The 18,276-nt window shown below is 51.9% G+C and carries 13 protein-coding genes; all 13 read right to left on the minus strand.

From position 1 onward, the window contains the following. Positions 1-52: 52 nt before the first annotated feature. The 13 genes from ABEW34_RS20235 to ABEW34_RS20295 all read right to left on the minus strand — a co-directional run bounded on the left by ABEW34_RS20235 (position 53) and on the right by ABEW34_RS20295 (position 18,004). Positions 53-1,372 (minus strand): aminotransferase class I/II-fold pyridoxal phosphate-dependent enzyme, encoded by a 1,320-nt coding sequence (locus ABEW34_RS20235; RefSeq protein ID WP_430161159.1) that lies wholly within the window; start codon positions 1,370-1,372, stop codon positions 53-55. 45 nt (positions 1,373-1,417) lie between these two features. Next, positions 1,418-2,710: a GTPase HflX gene (hflX, locus tag ABEW34_RS20240; protein ID WP_430161160.1), complete on the minus strand. Its 1,293-nt coding sequence runs from the start codon at positions 2,708-2,710 to the stop codon at positions 1,418-1,420. Positions 2,711-2,744: 34 nt separating this feature from the next. After that, positions 2,745-3,728, minus strand: a complete 984-nt coding sequence (locus ABEW34_RS20245; protein ID WP_430161161.1) for an AAA family ATPase — start codon at positions 3,726-3,728, stop codon at positions 2,745-2,747. A 278-nt stretch (positions 3,729-4,006) separates the two neighbouring features. Then, entirely contained in the window at positions 4,007-4,660 is a 654-nt protein-coding gene (locus ABEW34_RS20250) for a YdcF family protein (protein WP_430161162.1), read from the minus strand. After that, on the minus strand, positions 4,657-5,214 hold the full coding sequence (locus ABEW34_RS20255) for a DUF402 domain-containing protein (protein ID WP_099520162.1): 558 nt from the start codon (positions 5,212-5,214) through the stop codon (positions 4,657-4,659). The genes ABEW34_RS20250 and ABEW34_RS20255 overlap by 4 nt, the downstream gene beginning before the upstream one ends. A 181-nt stretch (positions 5,215-5,395) precedes the next feature. Then, complete coding sequence (locus ABEW34_RS20260; RefSeq protein ID WP_430161163.1) at positions 5,396-6,049, minus strand: peptidylprolyl isomerase; 654 nt, start codon at positions 6,047-6,049, stop codon at positions 5,396-5,398. A gap of 33 nt (positions 6,050-6,082) precedes the next feature. Beyond that, positions 6,083-8,611: a PBP1A family penicillin-binding protein gene (locus ABEW34_RS20265; RefSeq protein WP_430161164.1), complete on the minus strand. Its 2,529-nt coding sequence runs from the start codon at positions 8,609-8,611 to the stop codon at positions 6,083-6,085. Between the two features lie 159 nt (positions 8,612-8,770). Then, complete coding sequence (gene hfq, locus ABEW34_RS20270) at positions 8,771-9,013, minus strand: RNA chaperone Hfq (protein ID WP_056028072.1); 243 nt, start codon at positions 9,011-9,013, stop codon at positions 8,771-8,773. Then, entirely contained in the window at positions 9,010-10,032 is a 1,023-nt protein-coding gene (gene miaA / locus ABEW34_RS20275; RefSeq protein ID WP_430161165.1) for a tRNA (adenosine(37)-N6)-dimethylallyltransferase MiaA, read from the minus strand. The genes hfq and miaA overlap by 4 nt, the downstream gene beginning before the upstream one ends. Continuing rightward, positions 10,013-10,804 carry a class I SAM-dependent methyltransferase gene (locus ABEW34_RS20280; RefSeq protein ID WP_430161166.1) on the minus strand — a complete coding sequence of 264 codons (792 nt, stop codon included), beginning with the start codon at positions 10,802-10,804 and terminating at the stop codon, positions 10,013-10,015. The genes miaA and ABEW34_RS20280 overlap by 20 nt, the downstream gene beginning before the upstream one ends. Next, entirely contained in the window at positions 10,801-12,957 is a 2,157-nt protein-coding gene (gene mutL, locus ABEW34_RS20285; RefSeq protein ID WP_430161167.1) for a DNA mismatch repair endonuclease MutL, read from the minus strand. Before mutL ends, ABEW34_RS20280 begins: the two co-directional genes overlap by 4 nt. A 36-nt stretch (positions 12,958-12,993) precedes the next feature. Beyond that, positions 12,994-15,798: a DNA mismatch repair protein MutS gene (gene mutS, locus ABEW34_RS20290; protein ID WP_430161168.1), complete on the minus strand. Its 2,805-nt coding sequence runs from the start codon at positions 15,796-15,798 to the stop codon at positions 12,994-12,996. A 571-nt stretch (positions 15,799-16,369) separates the two neighbouring features. Further along, positions 16,370-18,004: a putative amidoligase domain-containing protein gene (locus ABEW34_RS20295; protein ID WP_430161169.1), complete on the minus strand. Its 1,635-nt coding sequence runs from the start codon at positions 18,002-18,004 to the stop codon at positions 16,370-16,372. Positions 18,005-18,276: the final 272 nt, after the last annotated feature.

Below are 18,276 nucleotides of genomic sequence, written 5' to 3' on the forward strand. Positions count from 1 at the left end.
CAACCTTCCAGTCGCTCATTTACATCTATTTTAACGTCCTACCAAGGAAGTGTCAAGTTGTGTGAGGTTTAATTACAATTAATCCTTCAACAACGAGACGCTTCAATGCCGTCAAAATACCGTATTTCGCATGGGCAAACGTAAGCCCACCCTGCATGTAAGCGATATAAGGCTCGCGAATTGGCGCATCTGCAGATAACTCAAGGCTTCCGCCTTGAATAAACGTTCCTGCCGCCATTATGACAGGATGTTCATAACCGGGCATATCCCATGGCTCTGGTGTAACATGGGAGTCAACTGCCGCTGCCTGCTGAATGCCCTGTACAAAAGCAATCAGGTGCTCCGCGCTGCCAAATTTGACAGCTTGAATTAAATCCGTGCGCGGTGTATCCCAGTGAGGCTGCGTATCAAATCCAAGCTGAGTGAATAATGCCGAAGCGAGCACACTGCCTTTAACCGCTTGTCCCACTAAATGAGGGGCCAGAAACAGCCCTTGGTAAATCGAGCGCAGCGTTCCCAGCATGGCGCCTACCTCGCCACCAATGCCTGGAGCGGTCAAGCGGTAAGCCGCTGCTTCGACTGCTGCTGCTGTACCGGCAATATATCCGCCAGTCGTGGCAAGACCGCCTCCAGGATTTTTAATCAATGAACCTGCCATTATATCAACGCCAACCTGGGTCGGCTCCAAAAGCTCGGTAAATTCACCATAACAATTGTCCACGAACACAAGCACATCAGGTTTGATCTGCTTGACGCGGCTCGTTATTTCACCAATTTGCTGCACAGTAAAAGAAGCACGCCAGCTGTAGCCGCGAGAGCGCTGGATGCCAATTACTTTAGTTTGCGATGTAATAGCTGCTTCAATTCCTGCCCAGTCAAGGCCGCCATCCTCCAGCAGTTCCACCTCATTGTATTGGATGCCAAAATCCTGCAAGGAGCCCTTTCCATCGCCCGGCTTGCCAATGACTTTATGCAGCGTATCATAGGGCTTGCCTGTAACGTATAAAAGCTCGTCTCCTGGTCTTAAAACCCCAAATAACGCGCAGCTAATTGTATGTGTCCCAGATACAAAATGCGGGCGTACGAGCGCTGCCTCTGCATCGAATATATCGGCATATACCAAATCAAGCACTTCACGCCCACGATCATTATAACCATAGCCAGTGGAGCCGCTAAAATGATAGTCGCTGACACGATGCTTTTGGAAAGCCTGAATGACCTTCCACTGATTGCGTTCTGCAATGCGGTCAACCGCCTTCATTCGATCGCCTGCAAGCTCCTCAGCTTCCTCAGCAAGCTCCTCAAGCCGTTTCCATACCAAGTCTTCTTCCTTGCCACTCCGTCCATTTTCAAATCCGCTATTTCCGTTCATTGCTGCTGTAGTCTCTCCCTTTTGTCGATCGGCTTCGAGGCATCCTTATACGATATAAGGATGCAGGCGGTGCCCATTCACTTCATAATCCTGTTTGCTTAGTTGAATCGTCAGACGGAGCAGTTCTCCCTCTTCGCCATCCACTTCTTGCTCAATTACTTCCCCTGTACGATAAGCAAGCGCGATTAAATCCCCTCTCGCGGCTGGCAGCGCAAAAACAATGGTATCCCCCATCAGCTTTTCCTGAATCGTATCGCAAAGCAGCTTCAAGTCGGCTTCCTTGTACGCATTAATGATTAGAGAATCTCCACCAGAACGAAGCGTGTAGGCTTCTTCAGGCGAACAAAGATCAATCTTATTATAAATCGTCAGCGTCGGTTTGCCCGCGGCCCCCAGATCGTTCAGAATGCGGTCTACAACGGCCATTTGCTCGTCGCGCATCGGCGAACTGCTGTCTACAACATGCAGCACTAAATCCGCCTCGTTCACTTCCTCGAGCGTCGCGCGGAAAGCGGCAACGAGATCATGGGGAAGATTTTGAATAAAGCCTACCGTATCGGTCAAAATCACTTCTCGGCCGTTAGGGAGCTCCAGCGTGCGTGAAGTTGGGTCAAGTGTAGCGAATAGCTGATTCTCCACATATACATCGGCATCCGTCAATTGACGCAGCAGCGTTGACTTACCCGCATTCGTATAGCCAACTAGCGCCACTTGAATGATGCCGGATTTTTTTCTGCGCTCGCGGTATAAATGCCGATGGCGAACAACTTCGTCCAATTGGGCTTTAAGATCAGAGATTCGCCCCCGAATATGGCGCCGATCTGTCTCCAGCTTGGACTCGCCGGGACCGCGCGTACCGATGCCGCCGCCAAGACGCGACAAGTTTTTGCCGTGTCCCGACAAGCGCGGCAGCAAATAACTGAGCTGTGCCAGCTCAACTTGTATATTCCCTTCGCGCGTTCCCGCACGCTGGGCGAAAATATCTAAAATAAGCTGCGTCCGGTCAACAATTTTCACATCCAGCATCTCTTCGAGATTGCGCACCTGCGCCCCGGAAAGCTCTTGATCAAAAATGGCAGTCGTCGCTCCCATTTCATCGGCTACCAGACGAAGCTCCTCCGCCTTGCCTTTGCCGATAAACCATTTTGTATCGGGCTTTTCACGGTTTTGCGTTAACGTTGTGAGCACTTCAACGCCTGCCGTTTCAGCAAGCTTCACCAGTTCCTGAAGCGAATGCTCCGGGTCACTGGAACCTCGTTTAATTTGTTGCGTAACCAAAGTGACCAATATAGCGCGGTCCTGAATTTCAGTCTGTGTATCGTGCGTCTTTTCTCGCATAGGTTTACCCTCTCAATCGTTCATTGTGGCTCCATCAAGCTTTCGGCTCCCATTTGAAGTCCTCAGGCCTAATGGTCAACAGCTCTTGCTTTGGCGGTACACCGCTTGCATAATGATTCAGCAGCCGCACCGCCTGATGGCGAATCGCCTTTTCCAATATGTTTCTAACGTATCTTGCATTGCTGAAGGAAAAAATGTCATTTTGCTTCTCCGTCATTAAATGCTGCCTTAACTTAAATATGGACTGCTGAGCCAAATGATAATCACGATCCTTGGACATCAGCTCGGAAATTTGAATTAATTGGTCCACCGAATAGTCAGGAAAATCAATCTGAATCGGGAACCGCGAAGGCAAACCGGGATTCGTCAGTAAAAAATGCTCGATCTCGGCCGGATAGCCGGCTAGAATCAGCACAAAATCATTGCGCCGATCTTCCATGCACTTCACAAGCGTATCAATCGCTTCTTTGCCAAAATCCTTTTCCCCGCCTCTGGCAAGGCTGTAAGCCTCATCGACAAACAACACGCCGCCCATGGCCTTGCGTACCAAATCGCGCGTTTTCTGCGCCGTGTGGCCAATGTATTCACCTACAAGATCAGCACGCTCTACCTCAATCAGATGGCCCTTCGACAGCACGCCCATTTTTTGAAACAGCTTGGCGACGATGCGTGCAATCGTTGTTTTCCCAGTACCGGGATTGCCTTTGAAAATCATATGATACACATGCGAGCCGCCAAAAAGACCTGCTTCCGTCCTCATGCGGCTTATATAGAGAAGGGCATAAATTTCATAAATCAGCGTTTTCACATTTTCCATCCCGACCATTGGCTCGAGCTCTTTCTGAATTTCAGCAAAATGGTCGCTCGCAGGCAAAGGCTTTACCGCTGACAAAGACTCGCTTTCAGTGAGGGGCGCAGCAGCTGCGACTGCATACGTCTCATGGCTTCTGAGAATAACGTTAATTTGCCTTGAAGGCCTGGGTCCGCTATTTGTGCCCGATTTGACCTGTCCGCTCATCTGACGCATCACCTATCCTTCGCACTTGTCTTTAGGAATGAGCGCATTTGCATAAGCGCCGCATTCAAGGTGAAACGGCTGTCGCCGTCCTTTGACGGCGCGGCGCGTTTCAGTCCGAGAAATATAGAGAAAGGATGGGAAAATCATATACTTTCCTATATTTCAAGCAGACCGCTCCCTTGCAGCAATCTCGCTGCTTGGGCATTGTTCCGCTTTACAAGTGTATTCAGGCTTAAACGGTCCTATTAACAGATTTTATAACTAAAGCTGTCATAGGATCACCCCAGCCAAAGTATCAGGGCGTCAAGCTTCCATTTCGTATAGGCCAGAACCTCGCGTCCCTCAGCGTTCCACGGCTTCAATACCTGTGATGCTGTACCCTCAGCTTCTACTGACTCATAATTCAAAAATTTCGCAATTTCCAGTGCCCTAGGCGCATGGAATTGATGGGTAATAATTAAAGCGCTCGCAAAACCTTCGCGCTCCATAATGGTTTTGCTGAAAAGCAGATTTTCATACGTGCTCGTCGATTTGTCCTCCAGCAGCACCTTGTCCTCTGGAATGCCTTTATTGACCAGATACGTCTTCATTCCCGCTGCTTCTGTCACAACAGCGCCCCCTGCATCAAGACCGCCGCTCATAATGAGCTTGTCCACCTTGCCTTGCTCATAGAGCTTATAGGCCAAGTTCAGACGCTCTTTAAGCGCCGGACTTGGCACATTGTCCCAAAGCGCAGCGCCGAGTACGATACCGACATCCGCTTTCTCGCGCTCTTTAGGAGCATCATAGCTGTTAATAACCCATAATACATAACCACACCAGAAAACCCCTGCAACGGTGCACCAGGCCAACATACGAAACAGGAGCAGCCCCGGACGCTTATTTGTCCGCCACTTGCGTCGGCTGCTCCCTGTCCTTAGCATTTGCTTCATGACTCGCTTAACTCTCCTGTCTTCTCCACCAAGCTTTTGCGATGCTTCAAGCTAAGCGTAAAATAACGGAAACGCCCATTGCGAATATTGGACAGCAGCCTGCCGGCTGTCTTGCGTGCCATAGCAGCCTCCTTGCCTGTTACATCGCCCTGACGCAGCGCATCCTCAAGCTCATCCTCATCGAGCAGAAATACTTCACCGCTTGGCAGCACAACCACATCAAGAAACAGATCATCAAACCAGGGAACCTGTTGATCCGTCAGTCCCTGTGTCTTGCAAATGTCAATGTACCACTGCACAACACGGCCCTTGTCATCAAACATCGTCGTCACGACGAAATGCTCGCCACGAGGAAAATGCTGCATCCACAAATAACCTCGATCTGCCAGACAAAGCCGACGTCCGTTGTACTCTTTCCAAAGCGGCTCCCGCAATTCGTGAATGCGGTAAAAGGTTACCAAGCCTCGGAACTCATCATTGTCCAGCGTGATGCAAGAGTAGCTCTTGCGCAAAATGCGACGCCAGTTCGCACGGTCAGAAAATTTTCGTTTCATACGGAACGTACCTTTCCGTTGAGATAAGCCCTAAAGTAACGGCTTTCGATGGTAAAGGATAGCTTTGTAAAAAGCTTACCATAACCAGCCGCTCATCTCCACCCGACTTGAAAAATAAACCAAGCTTAGCCTTCTTACACTGCAAAATCGCCGCCCCGGTAACGGGACGGCGATGGCAAAGCTATTTTTCCTGGATGACTATATTTTGAATAATGATTTCTTCAAGCGGCTCATTATTGTCAACTGGCGTCTTCGCAATTTCAAGCACCGTGTCCATACCGCTTACGACTTTGCCGAAAATGGAATAGTTCGGGTTCTGATTCAAATTCTCGGAGCCAGAGCCTGTGCAAATGAAAAATTGGCTGCCGCCGGTATTCGGCTTCCCAGCATTTGCCATTGCAACAATGCCAGACTCATACTTAATTTCCGTATCCAGCTCGTCAGGAATCGAATAACCAGGTGTCCCAACGCCATTGCCTTGCGGATCGCCACCCTGGATCATAAACGACTCAATAATGCGATGAAACGTCAAACCGTCATAAAAGCCATGGCGAGCCAGAAAAACAAAGTTATTTACCGTTATAGGCGCTTCATTCGCATACAGCTTCACAGTAAAGTTCCCTTTATTCGTTGTAAAAACGGCGGAATACGATTTATTGAGATCCAGTTCCATCTCCGGCATGCGCTCCCAGCGCATCACCTTCTCGGCATTGCCGGATTCCGCCGCCGTTCCTGTACCGGTCAAGCTTCCTTTCGCTCCACAGCCGGCAAGCAATGTCATTATGAAAAGTGCCATTACAAAAGCACTGCATACCGACCACTGTTTCCTGCTCATTCCTGTAACCAGCTCCTTACGTATTGCCGCTTGCTACCCGGCTTCGTTAGTCGTTCCATCCCCTTGGGCGGGGTCCGGCGTCGCGTTCGCCGGATTATCCCCTCCGCCTACATTGCCGCCATTTTGCCAGCCCTCTTCAACTGGAGGGCTAGCCATGTTATCCGTAGGCTCGGGACTAACTGTCCCTGGGTCGACAGATTCAATTGGAGGTGTCTCCATGCTAGGCGTCGGGGTTGGCGTCATACCGCCGTCAGGACTAAAGGATGGCAGCTCAATACCCCCTTCATCAGGATCAATGGAATCCATCGGAACGTCTGGAACATCAATGACCGTCTCGGGAATTTGTACGGTTATCGTCTCAGACTGCTTGCTTGTCAGGTTGTTTTCCGCATCGATTGCTACGACATAATAGTCGTACGTCATGCCTGGTGCAACGGACATATCATCAACGGTTGTTCCAGCAGCATCAACAAACAAGCTGAAATCCGCTTGATCCATCGCTTTGCGATAAACCTTATACGAAATGTTGCTGCTTGCTGCCCCTTGCCATGACAAAGCAACTTTCATTTGCTCTTGAACAAACACAGCGTTAAAATTCGTTACTGCTCCGACATCTTTAACCGGCTCTTTCACGCCCTGCGGCTTCTTAAAGCTGGTCTTCGGCATGTCTGCCATCGCCTGCTTCATCACCTTGGAGAACATGGCAGCCGACTGGGCACTGCTTTTCTTGAGCACATGCTGCTCATCTGTTCGATCGTACCCCATCCATACAGCGGCTGTCCACTCCGGTGTATAGCCTACAAACCAAGCGTCACGGTTTGCGCTGGAGTTAAAGCCGGGAATACCATGCTGAGTCGTGCCCGTCTTGCCGGCAACTGGGCGATCTATTGCCGCGCCTGTTCCCGTACCTCCGGATTGGACAACGGTCTGCAGCATTTCAGTCATATACCAAGCGGTATCCACATTCATAACTTGCTCAGTTGACGGAGCTTTGTACGTATAGACAGCCGTATTGCTGCTCGTCGTAATTTCTCTAATGGTATGGGAATCAACGGTTTGTCCACTATTGGCAAAAGTACTGTAAGCTGTCGCCATTTGCAGCGGTGTAACACCTTCCGTCAATCCGCCAAGAGCAATCGCAAGATTGCGATCCTGGTCGCTCAGCTCAAAACCAAGCTTTGTCGCAAATTTAACGCCGTTGCTAACGCCAATTTCATTCAGCGTCCATACGGCAGGTAAGTTGCGGGAATGCTTAACCGCCTCCTGCATCGTAATCGGCGTTGCGCCTCTTGAATCTTTAGGACAATAGTTGCCAAAGCACGTTTTATCATTTTTCAAAACCGTCCACGGAAAATATTGACCGGTTTCCAGCGCCGGGCCGTAAGAAGTAATCGGCTTGAACGCCGATCCCGGCTGACGCGGCAATTCCACGCGGTTCAAGCCTTTGCGTTCATAATCGCGGCCGCCTGCGATGGCTTGGATGGCCCCGTCCCGATGGTCGATAATGACCATTGCGCCTTGAACCTTCTTATCGTCGACGCTTTCCTCGAAGTTGGAGTCGTCGGCAAATTCTTTCTCAACGACGCTTTGCGCTGTTGGGTTGAGCGTCGTATAGATTCGGTAACCGCCAATACGCAGATCCGTTTCAGTCATATCCGGCATAACTCTCAAAGCTTCTTCCACTGCGTAGTCAACGAACGCTTTATAAGGCTCGTCCTTGCTTTGCTCTACGGTTGGCGGAGTCACGTAATCGACGGCCTTCGCCTCGTCCATTTCGTCCTTCGTAATGTAGCCCTGATCGTACATCAGCTGAAGCACAACTCCACGGCGCACCTTGGAGCCTTCCGCATCATTAACCGGGTTGTAGCGGCTTGGCGCTTTCGGCATGCCGGCGAGCGTCGCCATTTGCCACAGCTTCAAGTCTTTCAGCTCGGTGTTGAAATAATATTTTGCAGCTCCCTTGACGCCGTAAATGCCTTTGCCGAAGTAAATCCGGTTTAAATAAAGCGTCAATATTTCTTCCTTCGTATTGTTGTTTTCCAATGCGACAGCAATCGAAGCTTCCGTCGCTTTCCGGAACAGCGTTTTATCCGAGGATAAAAACATATTTTTAGCTAGCTGCTGGGTAATCGTACTTCCGCCCTCGACCGCGCTGCGTGCGATAACGTCCTTGACGAGTGCCCGGCCAATTGCAAAAAAGTCGATGCCGGCATGCTCGTAAAAACGCTGATCCTCCGTCGCCACCACGGCATTCATCATTTCTTTCGGAATTTCATCGTATTCGGCAATTTCACGATTTTCTTCTGGTGTGGACAATCGAGAAATTTCATCTCCATTCGCATCATAAACAATGGATGCTTCGCCCATAACCATCATATCGGCTCTTTCCTTCAGCAGCCGCTCACCATTCAAAATAATAAGCGAATACCCGATGATCCCGCACACGATAGCTATAACTACAGTGAAAAATAACAGGAAAAACCATGTTTTCCCCGACATTCTTCTTTTCTTCTTAGGCGCCGTTTTCTTCTCAGGTTGTGTTCTTTGCCTGCGATCAGCCATTGTGACTCCCCTCCTGCGCTTCTTCTTAGAAGCTGTCTGTCTTCTTATTTATACCCCCGGAATGAAAAGGACAACCCCTGTTAAAGCGGGCTGCCCTTTCCTTCCGCTATCTAGTTAAACGCAGATCGCTATTAGAAAGTTTCACTAATAACGTGCGCCTTACGAGTCAGAGCTGCTGTTGTCCTGCATGAGAGATACATTTCGCTGCGGAGTAAACGTCGAAATGGCATGCTTGTACACCATTTGTTGACGGCCTTCGCTGTCAATAATAATGGTGAAGTTGTCAAACGCTTTAATAACGCCCCGGATTTGGAACCCGTTCATCAGGAAGACTGTAACGGGAATGTTATCTTTACGCAATTGGTTCAAGAACGTATCTTGAATGTTGATGGATTTGTTCATTGGACGTTACCTCCGTCTACAAAAGATTGATTAGAAGTATATTCAAGATGGACTTGAAACTTTCCTGCTATTATACCATGAATCCGATGTAAATTGTTGTGAAAATTTTCCCCCATATCGATCCATTCGATATCTTTCATGTGACGAAACCATGACAATTGGCGCTTGGCAAAGCGTCTCGTGTCCCGTTTCAGCAAAGTTACCGCAGCCTCAAGCGTACATTCTCCCCGTAAAAATGACGCTATTTCCTTATAGCCGAGTCCTTGCATGGCTACAGCATGAGGCGGAACGCCGCGCGACAGCAGCGCCTTCACTTCCTCGACCAGCCCCTGCTCCAGCATCTGGTCAATTCTCAGCTCAATCCGGCGGTACAGCTCCGCCCGATCCATCGTCAGCCCGATGATACACAATTCGTAAGGGGATTCTTTTTTCTGACCCTCGAGCTGCTCTGATTGCTTGATTCCTGTTAAATGAAACACTTCAAGCGCGCGTATGACGCGCCTTTGGTCATTCGGATGCAGGCGTTCCGCGGACTTCGGGTCAATAAGCGCAAGCTTCGCATGCAGCGCCTCAGCACCGTGCGCAAGAGCAAACTGCTCCTGCTCCTGGCGAAAGGCCTCGTCTGAGCCGCTCTCTGAAAATTCAAAGCCGTAGCATACGGCTTCCACATATAGTCCCGTGCCGCCAACGATGAAAGGCAGCTTTCCCCTAGCAGCGATCTCTTCAATGCTGCTTCCGCAGCCTGCCTGAAAGTCTGCCACCGAATAGGGGTCATCCGGGTCGCGAATATCAATTAAATGATGCGGGATGCCCTCTCGCTCTTCCAGAGGAAGCTTCGCTGTTCCGATGTCCATGCCGCGATATACCTGCATCGAATCGCCCGAAATGATTTCCGCCTGCCAAGCTTTGGCCAGCTCCAGGCTTAAATTGGTTTTGCCAACTGCCGTAGGGCCAATTAATACGAGCAAAGGCTGCTTTTTGCCCAGCGCAGTTACCCGCTTATTCTCTTGTTCTGGCAACCTCTATCACTCCATAAGCAATTTTTGAAGAATGTAAATGCCGCCGCTCAAAGCCGAGTCTTGCAAACTCCTCGCTATGGCGATGCTCCTTAAGCACGACGGTTTTGCGCGCCACTCGCAGCGCTTCTGCCACTGCCTCAGGAGACAAGGCGCTGTCATTGACCAATTGGCGCAGCGGCTGAATCGAGCTTGATTCATGAATCGGCTGCCGGAACATCGGGTCAAAATATACGACGTCGACGCTCTGATCCGGCAGCTGCCGCAAGTAGTCCAGATGGTTCATGCTGATCATTCGAATTCTGCGCATCGCCGCATCCACATCAGCAAGTCCCGATTCGTAGACGGCAAGCCCTTCGCGTACCAGGGCGCATAGTACCCGCTCGCTTTCAATCGCAGTTACTTGTCCAGACGTACCGGCCGCATAAGCGAATACGAGCGAATCAGAGGCAAGTCCAGCTGTACAATCTACAATCGTATCGCCTTCCTCGCAGCCGGAGAGTGTAATCAGCGGATCTGTTTCTCCTCTTCGAAGCCGCTTGACTCTTACAAATGCCATGCTGGGGTGAAAAAATAACGGCGCATCCGTCTGTCCTTCATAATACCTGACTTCGCGATCCGTCACAACAAACAGGCGAATCTCGGCCATTTCGGCGCCGATTTGCCGCAGCGTCATTCGGCCTCTCGCCCGATAAGGGACGGACAGCTCCCCTGCAATTCTTCTCGCCTTGGCGACCGTCGCCTCAGACGGACGATCGGCGGTCGTTACGATCATGACATCACCCGCTTAAACATTTTTTCGAGCTGATAGGTGGACATATGCACGACTATCGGGCGTCCATGCGGGCAAGTATACGGTTGATGGCATGCACCAAGCCGGGAAAGCAGCGCTTCTCCCTCTTCCCTTGTCAGCCTGTCATTCGCTTTAATAGATGCCTTGCAAGAGCACATAATGGCCGCCTTCTCGCGCAGCTTGGCAATATTGATCGATTTGCGCTCGGCCAGCAGCAAATCGGCCATTTCTTCAATAATATCCTTCTCCTCGCCATCCGGCAGCCACTGCGGATAAGCACGAACAAGAAACGTTTGGGAGCCAAATGGCTCAAGCTCGACGCCCGCTTCGTTAAATAGGGGCAGCAAGCCGCGCAGCTGCTCTGCCTCTCCCGGCGTAAACTCCAGCGTAAGCGGCACTAGCAGCTGCTGGCTAGCTGCCTCGGGCATGCCAAACTTGGCGTAATAATATTCATAATTGATCCGCTCATGCGCCGCATGCTGGTCAATTAAATACAGTCCTTCCTCGGATTGCGCCACAATATACGTGCCATGCAGCTGTCCAATCCAATGCAGCTCGGGAAAACCCGCTTCATTGGCCGCTGAAGGCTGCTCCGGAGCAGCCGGCACTTGTCCTCCTTGACCGAAAGGAATGTCGGGCAAGGCAGCCGTATGAACAGGAGCAGCAACTCCACTGCTTAAATCAGCTGCTGCCCCTGCGCTTTCCAATCCGTTGCCGGGCTCGCTTCCATTCGCCACAGTCTGCAGGCTAGCCGTGCTAGCTGCGTCTTGGCGTATCCATGAAGGCTCGGATGGAAGCGGTGCGTCTTCGCTTTGCGACGGAGAACTATTCGCCGCTGCACGTCCAAGGGGCTGCTTTGCCTCAGAGGCAAGGTTCCCCCATGCTGTGCTTGCTTCACGCGCCAAGCCATTTCCAGTTTGGGCAGGCTTGTACAAACGTTCAGCCGCATCCTTTGGCACAAATTCTCTGGAAGCACCTTGGCCAAATGGGGAATAAGGTGCTTGTGCGATCGACCGCTCCCCTTTGTTGTCCTTCTCAGGTACAGGTGGCGTTTTGGGTTCCGGACGATGAAAGGACATAGCACCCTGAACAAATACAGGACCTGACCTTTTCTGATTATGTATCGAGTCCGGGCCGGGAATATGACGTTCCTTGCCAAGTGCAGCCTGAATAGCCGTCTCAACGAGCGTCCGCAGCTCTGCCTCCTTGCTGAAGCGTACCTCCATTTTGGAAGGATGTACGTTTACATCAAGCAAGCTCGGATGCATGCCAATTTCAATAATCGCAAGTGGAAAACGATTGATAGGCAGCAGCGTATGGTAAGCCTGAAGCATCGCCTGATTAACGGCATGGCTGCGAATATACCGCCCATTTACAATGACGGTTATGCCATTGCGATTCGAGCGGGTCAGCTCCGGCTTGGAAATGTAGCCTAACAGCTCATAATCCGGGCTTTCGCCTTGTATCGCCATCATTGCTTTGGCCGTATTCGAGCCGTAAATAGCAGCGATCACTTGCAGACGGTCGCCCGTACCGAGCGTTCGCAGCAGCGTATTGCCATTGTGCTTAAGTGTAAAAGCAATGCCCGGATGCGCAAGCGCAATGCGGTAAATATAATCTGAAATATGTCCAAGCTCGGTTTGCACCGCCTTCATATATTTCAACCGGGCCGGCGTATTGTAAAACAAGTCGCGCACCGTCATATCCGTTCCTTGCGGAGTAGCAGCCGGAATACTGGCCGTAATCGTCCCGCCTTCAATGCTCAGCTTCTGCCCTAAGCCAGTCTGTCCGGTAGAGGACAAGCATTCCAGGCGCGACACGGCCGCGATACTTGGCAGCGCCTCGCCGCGGAAGCCTAGGCTTGCGATGCGGAACAAGTCGCTGCTCGTTGCAATTTTGCTCGTGGCGTGGCGCTGGAATGCCGTCTCCATTTCTTCAGCTGGAATGCCTGAGCCATTGTCTGTTACACGGATAAGGTTCAAGCCGCCCTCTTCCACCGTGATGTCGATCGTAGAGCTGCCAGCATCAACAGCATTTTCGACCAGCTCCTTAATGACAGAAGCAGGTCTTTCTACCACTTCGCCTGCGGCAATCTGGTTCGCGAGCTGCTCGTCCAGTACGAGAATTTTACCCATATCTGTTTTCCTCCTTCCCACACGGACACGCCGCTTCTAGTCGTTCATTTTGCGTTTCATATCATTTAGCCACTGCATCGCCTGCATTGGCGTCATATTGAACAGGTCGAGCTTGCGCAGCTGATCAGCAAGCTGCTCGGATTTGGGGCTGCCTTTACGGCGGCCCGAATCAGCCTGCGCGGCAGCTGGCTCATCCCAAATGGACAGCTGAATGGCTGCCGCTGTTTCGCGTACGCCAGCATTCGATGCTTGGCTGGAAGGATCGGAATCAGATGAAATGCTGCTGTATGCATGGTCGGAAGCATTAGACAAAGCATCATTAGACTGCAATGCTGCATACGAATGGTCCGGTTTATTTTTATTAGAGGCGGATTTCTCCTCAGCAGTGTGACTAGCTGTTTCATCAGCATCAGCAGCAGTTGTACTCATCTTGATACTCGCATTTTTTTCAACCAAGGCATCCGAAACTTCCAATAGCTCATAGGATCGGGAAATAATGGACTCAGGCAAGCCTGCAAGCTTTGCGCAATAAATGCCGTAGCTCGTCCCTGCTGCGCCGGGTATCATCTTGCGCAAAAAGGTAACATGATCGCCGCTTTCCTGTACCGCCATACATGCATTGGTCAGCTGAGGCAAGGAATCCTCCAAATGCGACAGCTCGTGAAAATGGGTCGATACGAGCGCTTTGCAGCGAATCTGATGATGCACATATTCAATAACCGCTTGGGCAATGGCCATGCCTTCGCCCGTAGAAGTACCGCGCCCAAGCTCGTCAATAATGACAAGGCTGTTCTCCGTCGCCTTCTCGGTCATAATTTGAATATCCTTCATCTCCACCATGAACGTGCTTTGTCCGCCAATCAGATCATCCGCCGCGCCAATCCGCGTGAAAATCCGGTCGGTCAGTGGAATTTGTGCCGATTTTGCCGGAACAAAGCAGCCGATTTGCGCCATAATGCCAATTAAGGCCACTTGGCGCATGTAGGTGCTTTTGCCCGCCATATTCGGTCCGGTAATGAGCAGCATCGAGTTATGCTCTTTATGTAGCTGCGTCGCATTTGCAATGAACGCTGCCCCATTTTCCATAACGGCCTCCACAACGGGATGCCTGCCTTCTTCGATGACCATATCGAACGAATCGGTAATCGAGGGGCGGGTAAATCTGCGCTCTGCGCTGACCGTCGCAAATGCCTGATACACATCAAGCTCTGCTATGGCTTCAGCAAGCCGCTGCAGGCGGTGAAGCTGGCCTGCTAAATGGTCACGGAGCTCGAGAAAACGTTCATATTCGATATCGACCATTTTTTCCTCGGCCTCAAGAATCAGGCGTTCCTTTTCCTTCAGCTCCGGCGTTACGAACCGCTCGGCATTGGAAAGCGTCTGTTTTCTTTCGTAGCGGCCTTCCGGCAGCATCGCGAGATTGGCTTTGGAAACCTCAAGATAATAGCCAAATATTTTATTGTAGCCGATTTTGAGCGAACGAATGCCGGTTGCTTCGCGCTCTGCGCGCTCCAGCTCAGCGAGCCATTTTTTCCCATTGGTGCTGGCTTCCTTAAGCTGGTCCAAATAATCATCGTAGCCCGCACGAATAATTCCGCCTTCGCGAATCGAGACTGGCGGCTCGTCTACGACTACCGTCGCAATCATTTCTGCCAAATCAGCGCAATCGTCCAGACCGTCAACCAGCTTTTGCAGCCGCTGCGAACCCGAGGCTTTGCATAGCTGGGCTAGCTGAGGGACGCGCTGAATAGACGTTTTGAGGGCATTCATATCGCGACCATTGGCACTGCCAAACGCCACTCTGCCGACCAGACGCTCCAAATCATAAATATCATTCAGCTCAGAGCGAATATCATCGCGCAAAATCAAGTTGCGGTACAACGTATCCACCGCATCCAGCCTTGCTTCAATCGCGGTGCGCGACAGCAACGGCTTGTCGATCCAGCGGCGCATCAGCCTTGCACCCATTGAGGTTTGACTGCGGTCCAGCAGCCAAAGCAGCGAGCCCTTCTTCGAGCGGTCGCGCACAGTTTCAGTCAGCTCCAGGTTTCGGCGGGTATAATGATCAAGGATCATATATTGACCCGGCTCATAGCTGCGAATGGCGCGAACATGACCGAGCGAGCGCTTTTGCGTATCATCCAAATAGCCAATTAGCAGGCTCACCGCGCGCAAACATGCTTCATTCAGCTGTACAAGCTCCTGCTTTCCAAACTGGTCGAGCAGCTTTTGCTCCGCTACAGGCTCGCGCTTTGTCAGCAATATCGGGCGGTTCCAAGCGTCTGAAGCTTGCAGCTTGCCTAGCAGTTCCTCATCGCCAACAATTTCCGCAGGCTGATAAACATTAATCTCATCGATCAGCGCTTCCATCTGCAGCGGGAACGAAGTGACGTACAGCTCGCCTGTAGACAAATCGCATGAGGAAATCGATACTTTCCCGTTTAAAAGAGCAATCGCTGAAATAAAGTTATTCGTTTTATCCGCGAGCGCTTTGGACTCCATGACCGTTCCAGGGGTAATGACCTGAACAATTTCACGTCGTACGACGCCTTTGGCAGCCGCTGGGTCCTCTACCTGCTCGCAAATGGCAACCTTGAAGCCTTTTTCAACGAGTCTTGCGATATAGTTTTGCGCAGAATGATAGGGTACGCCGCACATTGGAATTTTTTCCGTGCCGCCTCCTTCTCTTCCGGTTAGTGTAATTTCAAGCTCTCGTGAGGCCGCAATCGCATCTTCAAAAAACATTTCATAGAAATCGCCCAGACGAAAAAAAAGAAACGCATCCTTCGCTTCTTCTTTAATCGCAAGGTATTGCATAATCATCGGGGTATAGCTTGCCACTGTTGCCCCTCCTTTATTGTGGTAAGCGAACGCGGGCGTTCGCCGTCTATGTTTATCGTATCATCAGAGGAGCAAATTTCGCCAAATCTCCGAAATTCTTCCGATGTTCTAATGAAGCAACTTTCTACTATTATATCAAGCGTTGGCTTTCCGCGCCAACTTGACTATTTTTCCTGATGTTTATATAGGGAGAAAAACCGGGGAAATTAGCAAAAAAAGAGAGAAGTAAAGGGAGAAATAAAAGAGAAGTAAAGCGGAGAAAAGAGGAGAATGGCCTGTTTGCTTGGGAAACAAGCCGGGTTGAAAGTGCAGGGTAGCTCTTTTGTTGAATAAGGATGGAAATAGGGCGCTATGTGAAAATAGTGAATTTGCTTCATTTCTGGTTTGGAAAAATTGTGAAGCTAGTGAGCTGGCAGCGTTTTGCCGCTACGTTAAGTGGGCACCGTACAGGCTGGATTTAATGTCAGCTTCGTTTGCTTCCATATATAGAGCTGAGGCGAAGCGTGTAATGAACATTAAAGATTAAAGATTAAAGATTAAAGATTTAACATTAAAGATTAAATAATAAAAATTATGTCGTCCTTTTGTTTGGCAGCATGTTAGAAGTTGGAGCTGGCATAGGGATGCGCCATTTGTGGCGGATGTCAGCCCGCTCATCCCAGGTTATGCCGCGCCGCGCTGCATCGAGCAAAGGCTCGATATCGGCCGCAAGCGCCGCATAGCTTGGCGTCGCCGCCATCGCTGCGGCAAGCGGGTCCAGACATCCGGCCAGCTCTGCGCGGTCGCCGGAGTAGAAGGCTTCGACATACCGCTCGTCAAGAGCCGGTATGTCGGTGAGGGCTATAGTCTCGCGCGCGCATAGCAGAGCGAGCGCGAGCGCGGCTTTTGCCGCTGCTGGCGAGATGAGCCAGCTCGGCAGCGTGCGGTATTCGAAGCCGCCATGCGGCTGCTGGCGGTATTCGCCAAGGGCGCCGTAACGGGGGCGCCTGCCCCGGCCGGCCGGGTCTTCGACGAGAGCGAGCGGAAACGCCGCGTAGCTGTCGAGCAGCCGCAGCAGTCGGCTGGATAGCGGCGTGCCGCTGAGATGGATGTGCCCGCCGAGCGGCAGCCCCGGCACGGGCATGGCTCCGGCGACCCAGCAGAGGCTGGGGTCGCTGATGCGCTTGGCGGCGCGCAGCAGCAGCCGCCGGAGATGCGCGGCCAGCGCAGCCGGGCTTTCAGCCGGCTCGGGCCGCAGCTCGGCGACAGGATAGACGATCCGTCGCCCAATGAGCATGGCGTCGCTGCCCGCGGCCCCTTGGGCGCCATCGCCAAAAAAGCGCGAAGCCGGCACGATCCGCCCATCCGGCCGCACCAGCGCAAATTCCGGGTCGGCGCCCAGCATTAGCTTGGGCGCCGTTCCCGGCACAGGCGCTGCAGCCGCCTCATACCAGGCGGCCATCCGCGCCAAGCCCACCGCGCGCAGCTTCGCATCGCGCACAGCCCCCGCTGCGCGGACGGCGGCCCGCCCGCCTTCGCCCAGCACAACCTCGGCCTCGCCCATATCGAGGCCGAGTGCATACAAAGCGGCGACTGCGGCGCGGATGACCCGCCGCAGAGCCGCATCCCGCGGCCATGGCGCTGCCGCATGGCCGCCTGGCTCCGCCCGCAGCAGCGGCTGCCCCGCTGCGGGCCTGCCCCAGCGATCGAGGCGCTGCAGCTCGATCAGCTCCAAATGCGCAATAGCGACCTTATACAATCGGTCGCTATTTCCCAGCTCCTGCCGCCGGAGCAAGCCTGCCCGTCGCAGCCTTTGCTGCTGCTCGGCGGCAGACATCGCCGCAAAGCCGATCTCCCCCTCATTCAGCAGCCAGATGCCGCTTGGGAAAGCAGGCAGCACCTGCTTTTCCAAGCCTTCACGCTTTTCACTCATATGCTGTTGTTCCCTAACGCCCTTCTGATCCCTCTTGCCTCCCTGTTCTTTAACGCCGTGCTGTTTCCACAAGCCAGCCTCTTGCCTGCTCTCGCCTTGCTGTTCTCTCTCTTCCTGCCTAGATTCACAACCCTTCTTTTTCTCAGTGACACAGTCGCTCACAATAACCGCGTCGCCTGCCTTGATCTCTGAAAGCAGGCTTGCAGTTGGAGCTGACCCAGCGGCAGTTGCAGTCTCTTTACCTGCTAACTCCAATCGCCCGGTACTGCTGTTCCACAGCCATACTGCCGCCATCCCATTACTCCTTTCTGCTAAAAACCACTAACGCTATACATCATTCCCTGGCCAAAATCCCCCATCTTCTCGGACCCCGATATAGGGCATACGCCCGATTATGTTTAATATCAACAAAAAGAGGGCTTTCGCCCTCAAGTTTGCGGACATCGCCGCATATCATACCGTACAGAAGCCGAGGCACAATGGAGTTAAGCTAACGTGGAGAGGATTTAAGCTTCCGTGCCGGGAAGTTTCAATCCACATAAGCCACATGGCCGTCAGGCTGCCAG

It is taken from the genome of Paenibacillus algorifonticola (genome assembly GCF_050481745.1).
Taxonomy (GTDB): Bacteria; Bacillota; Bacilli; order Paenibacillales; family Paenibacillaceae; genus Pristimantibacillus; species Pristimantibacillus algorifonticola_A.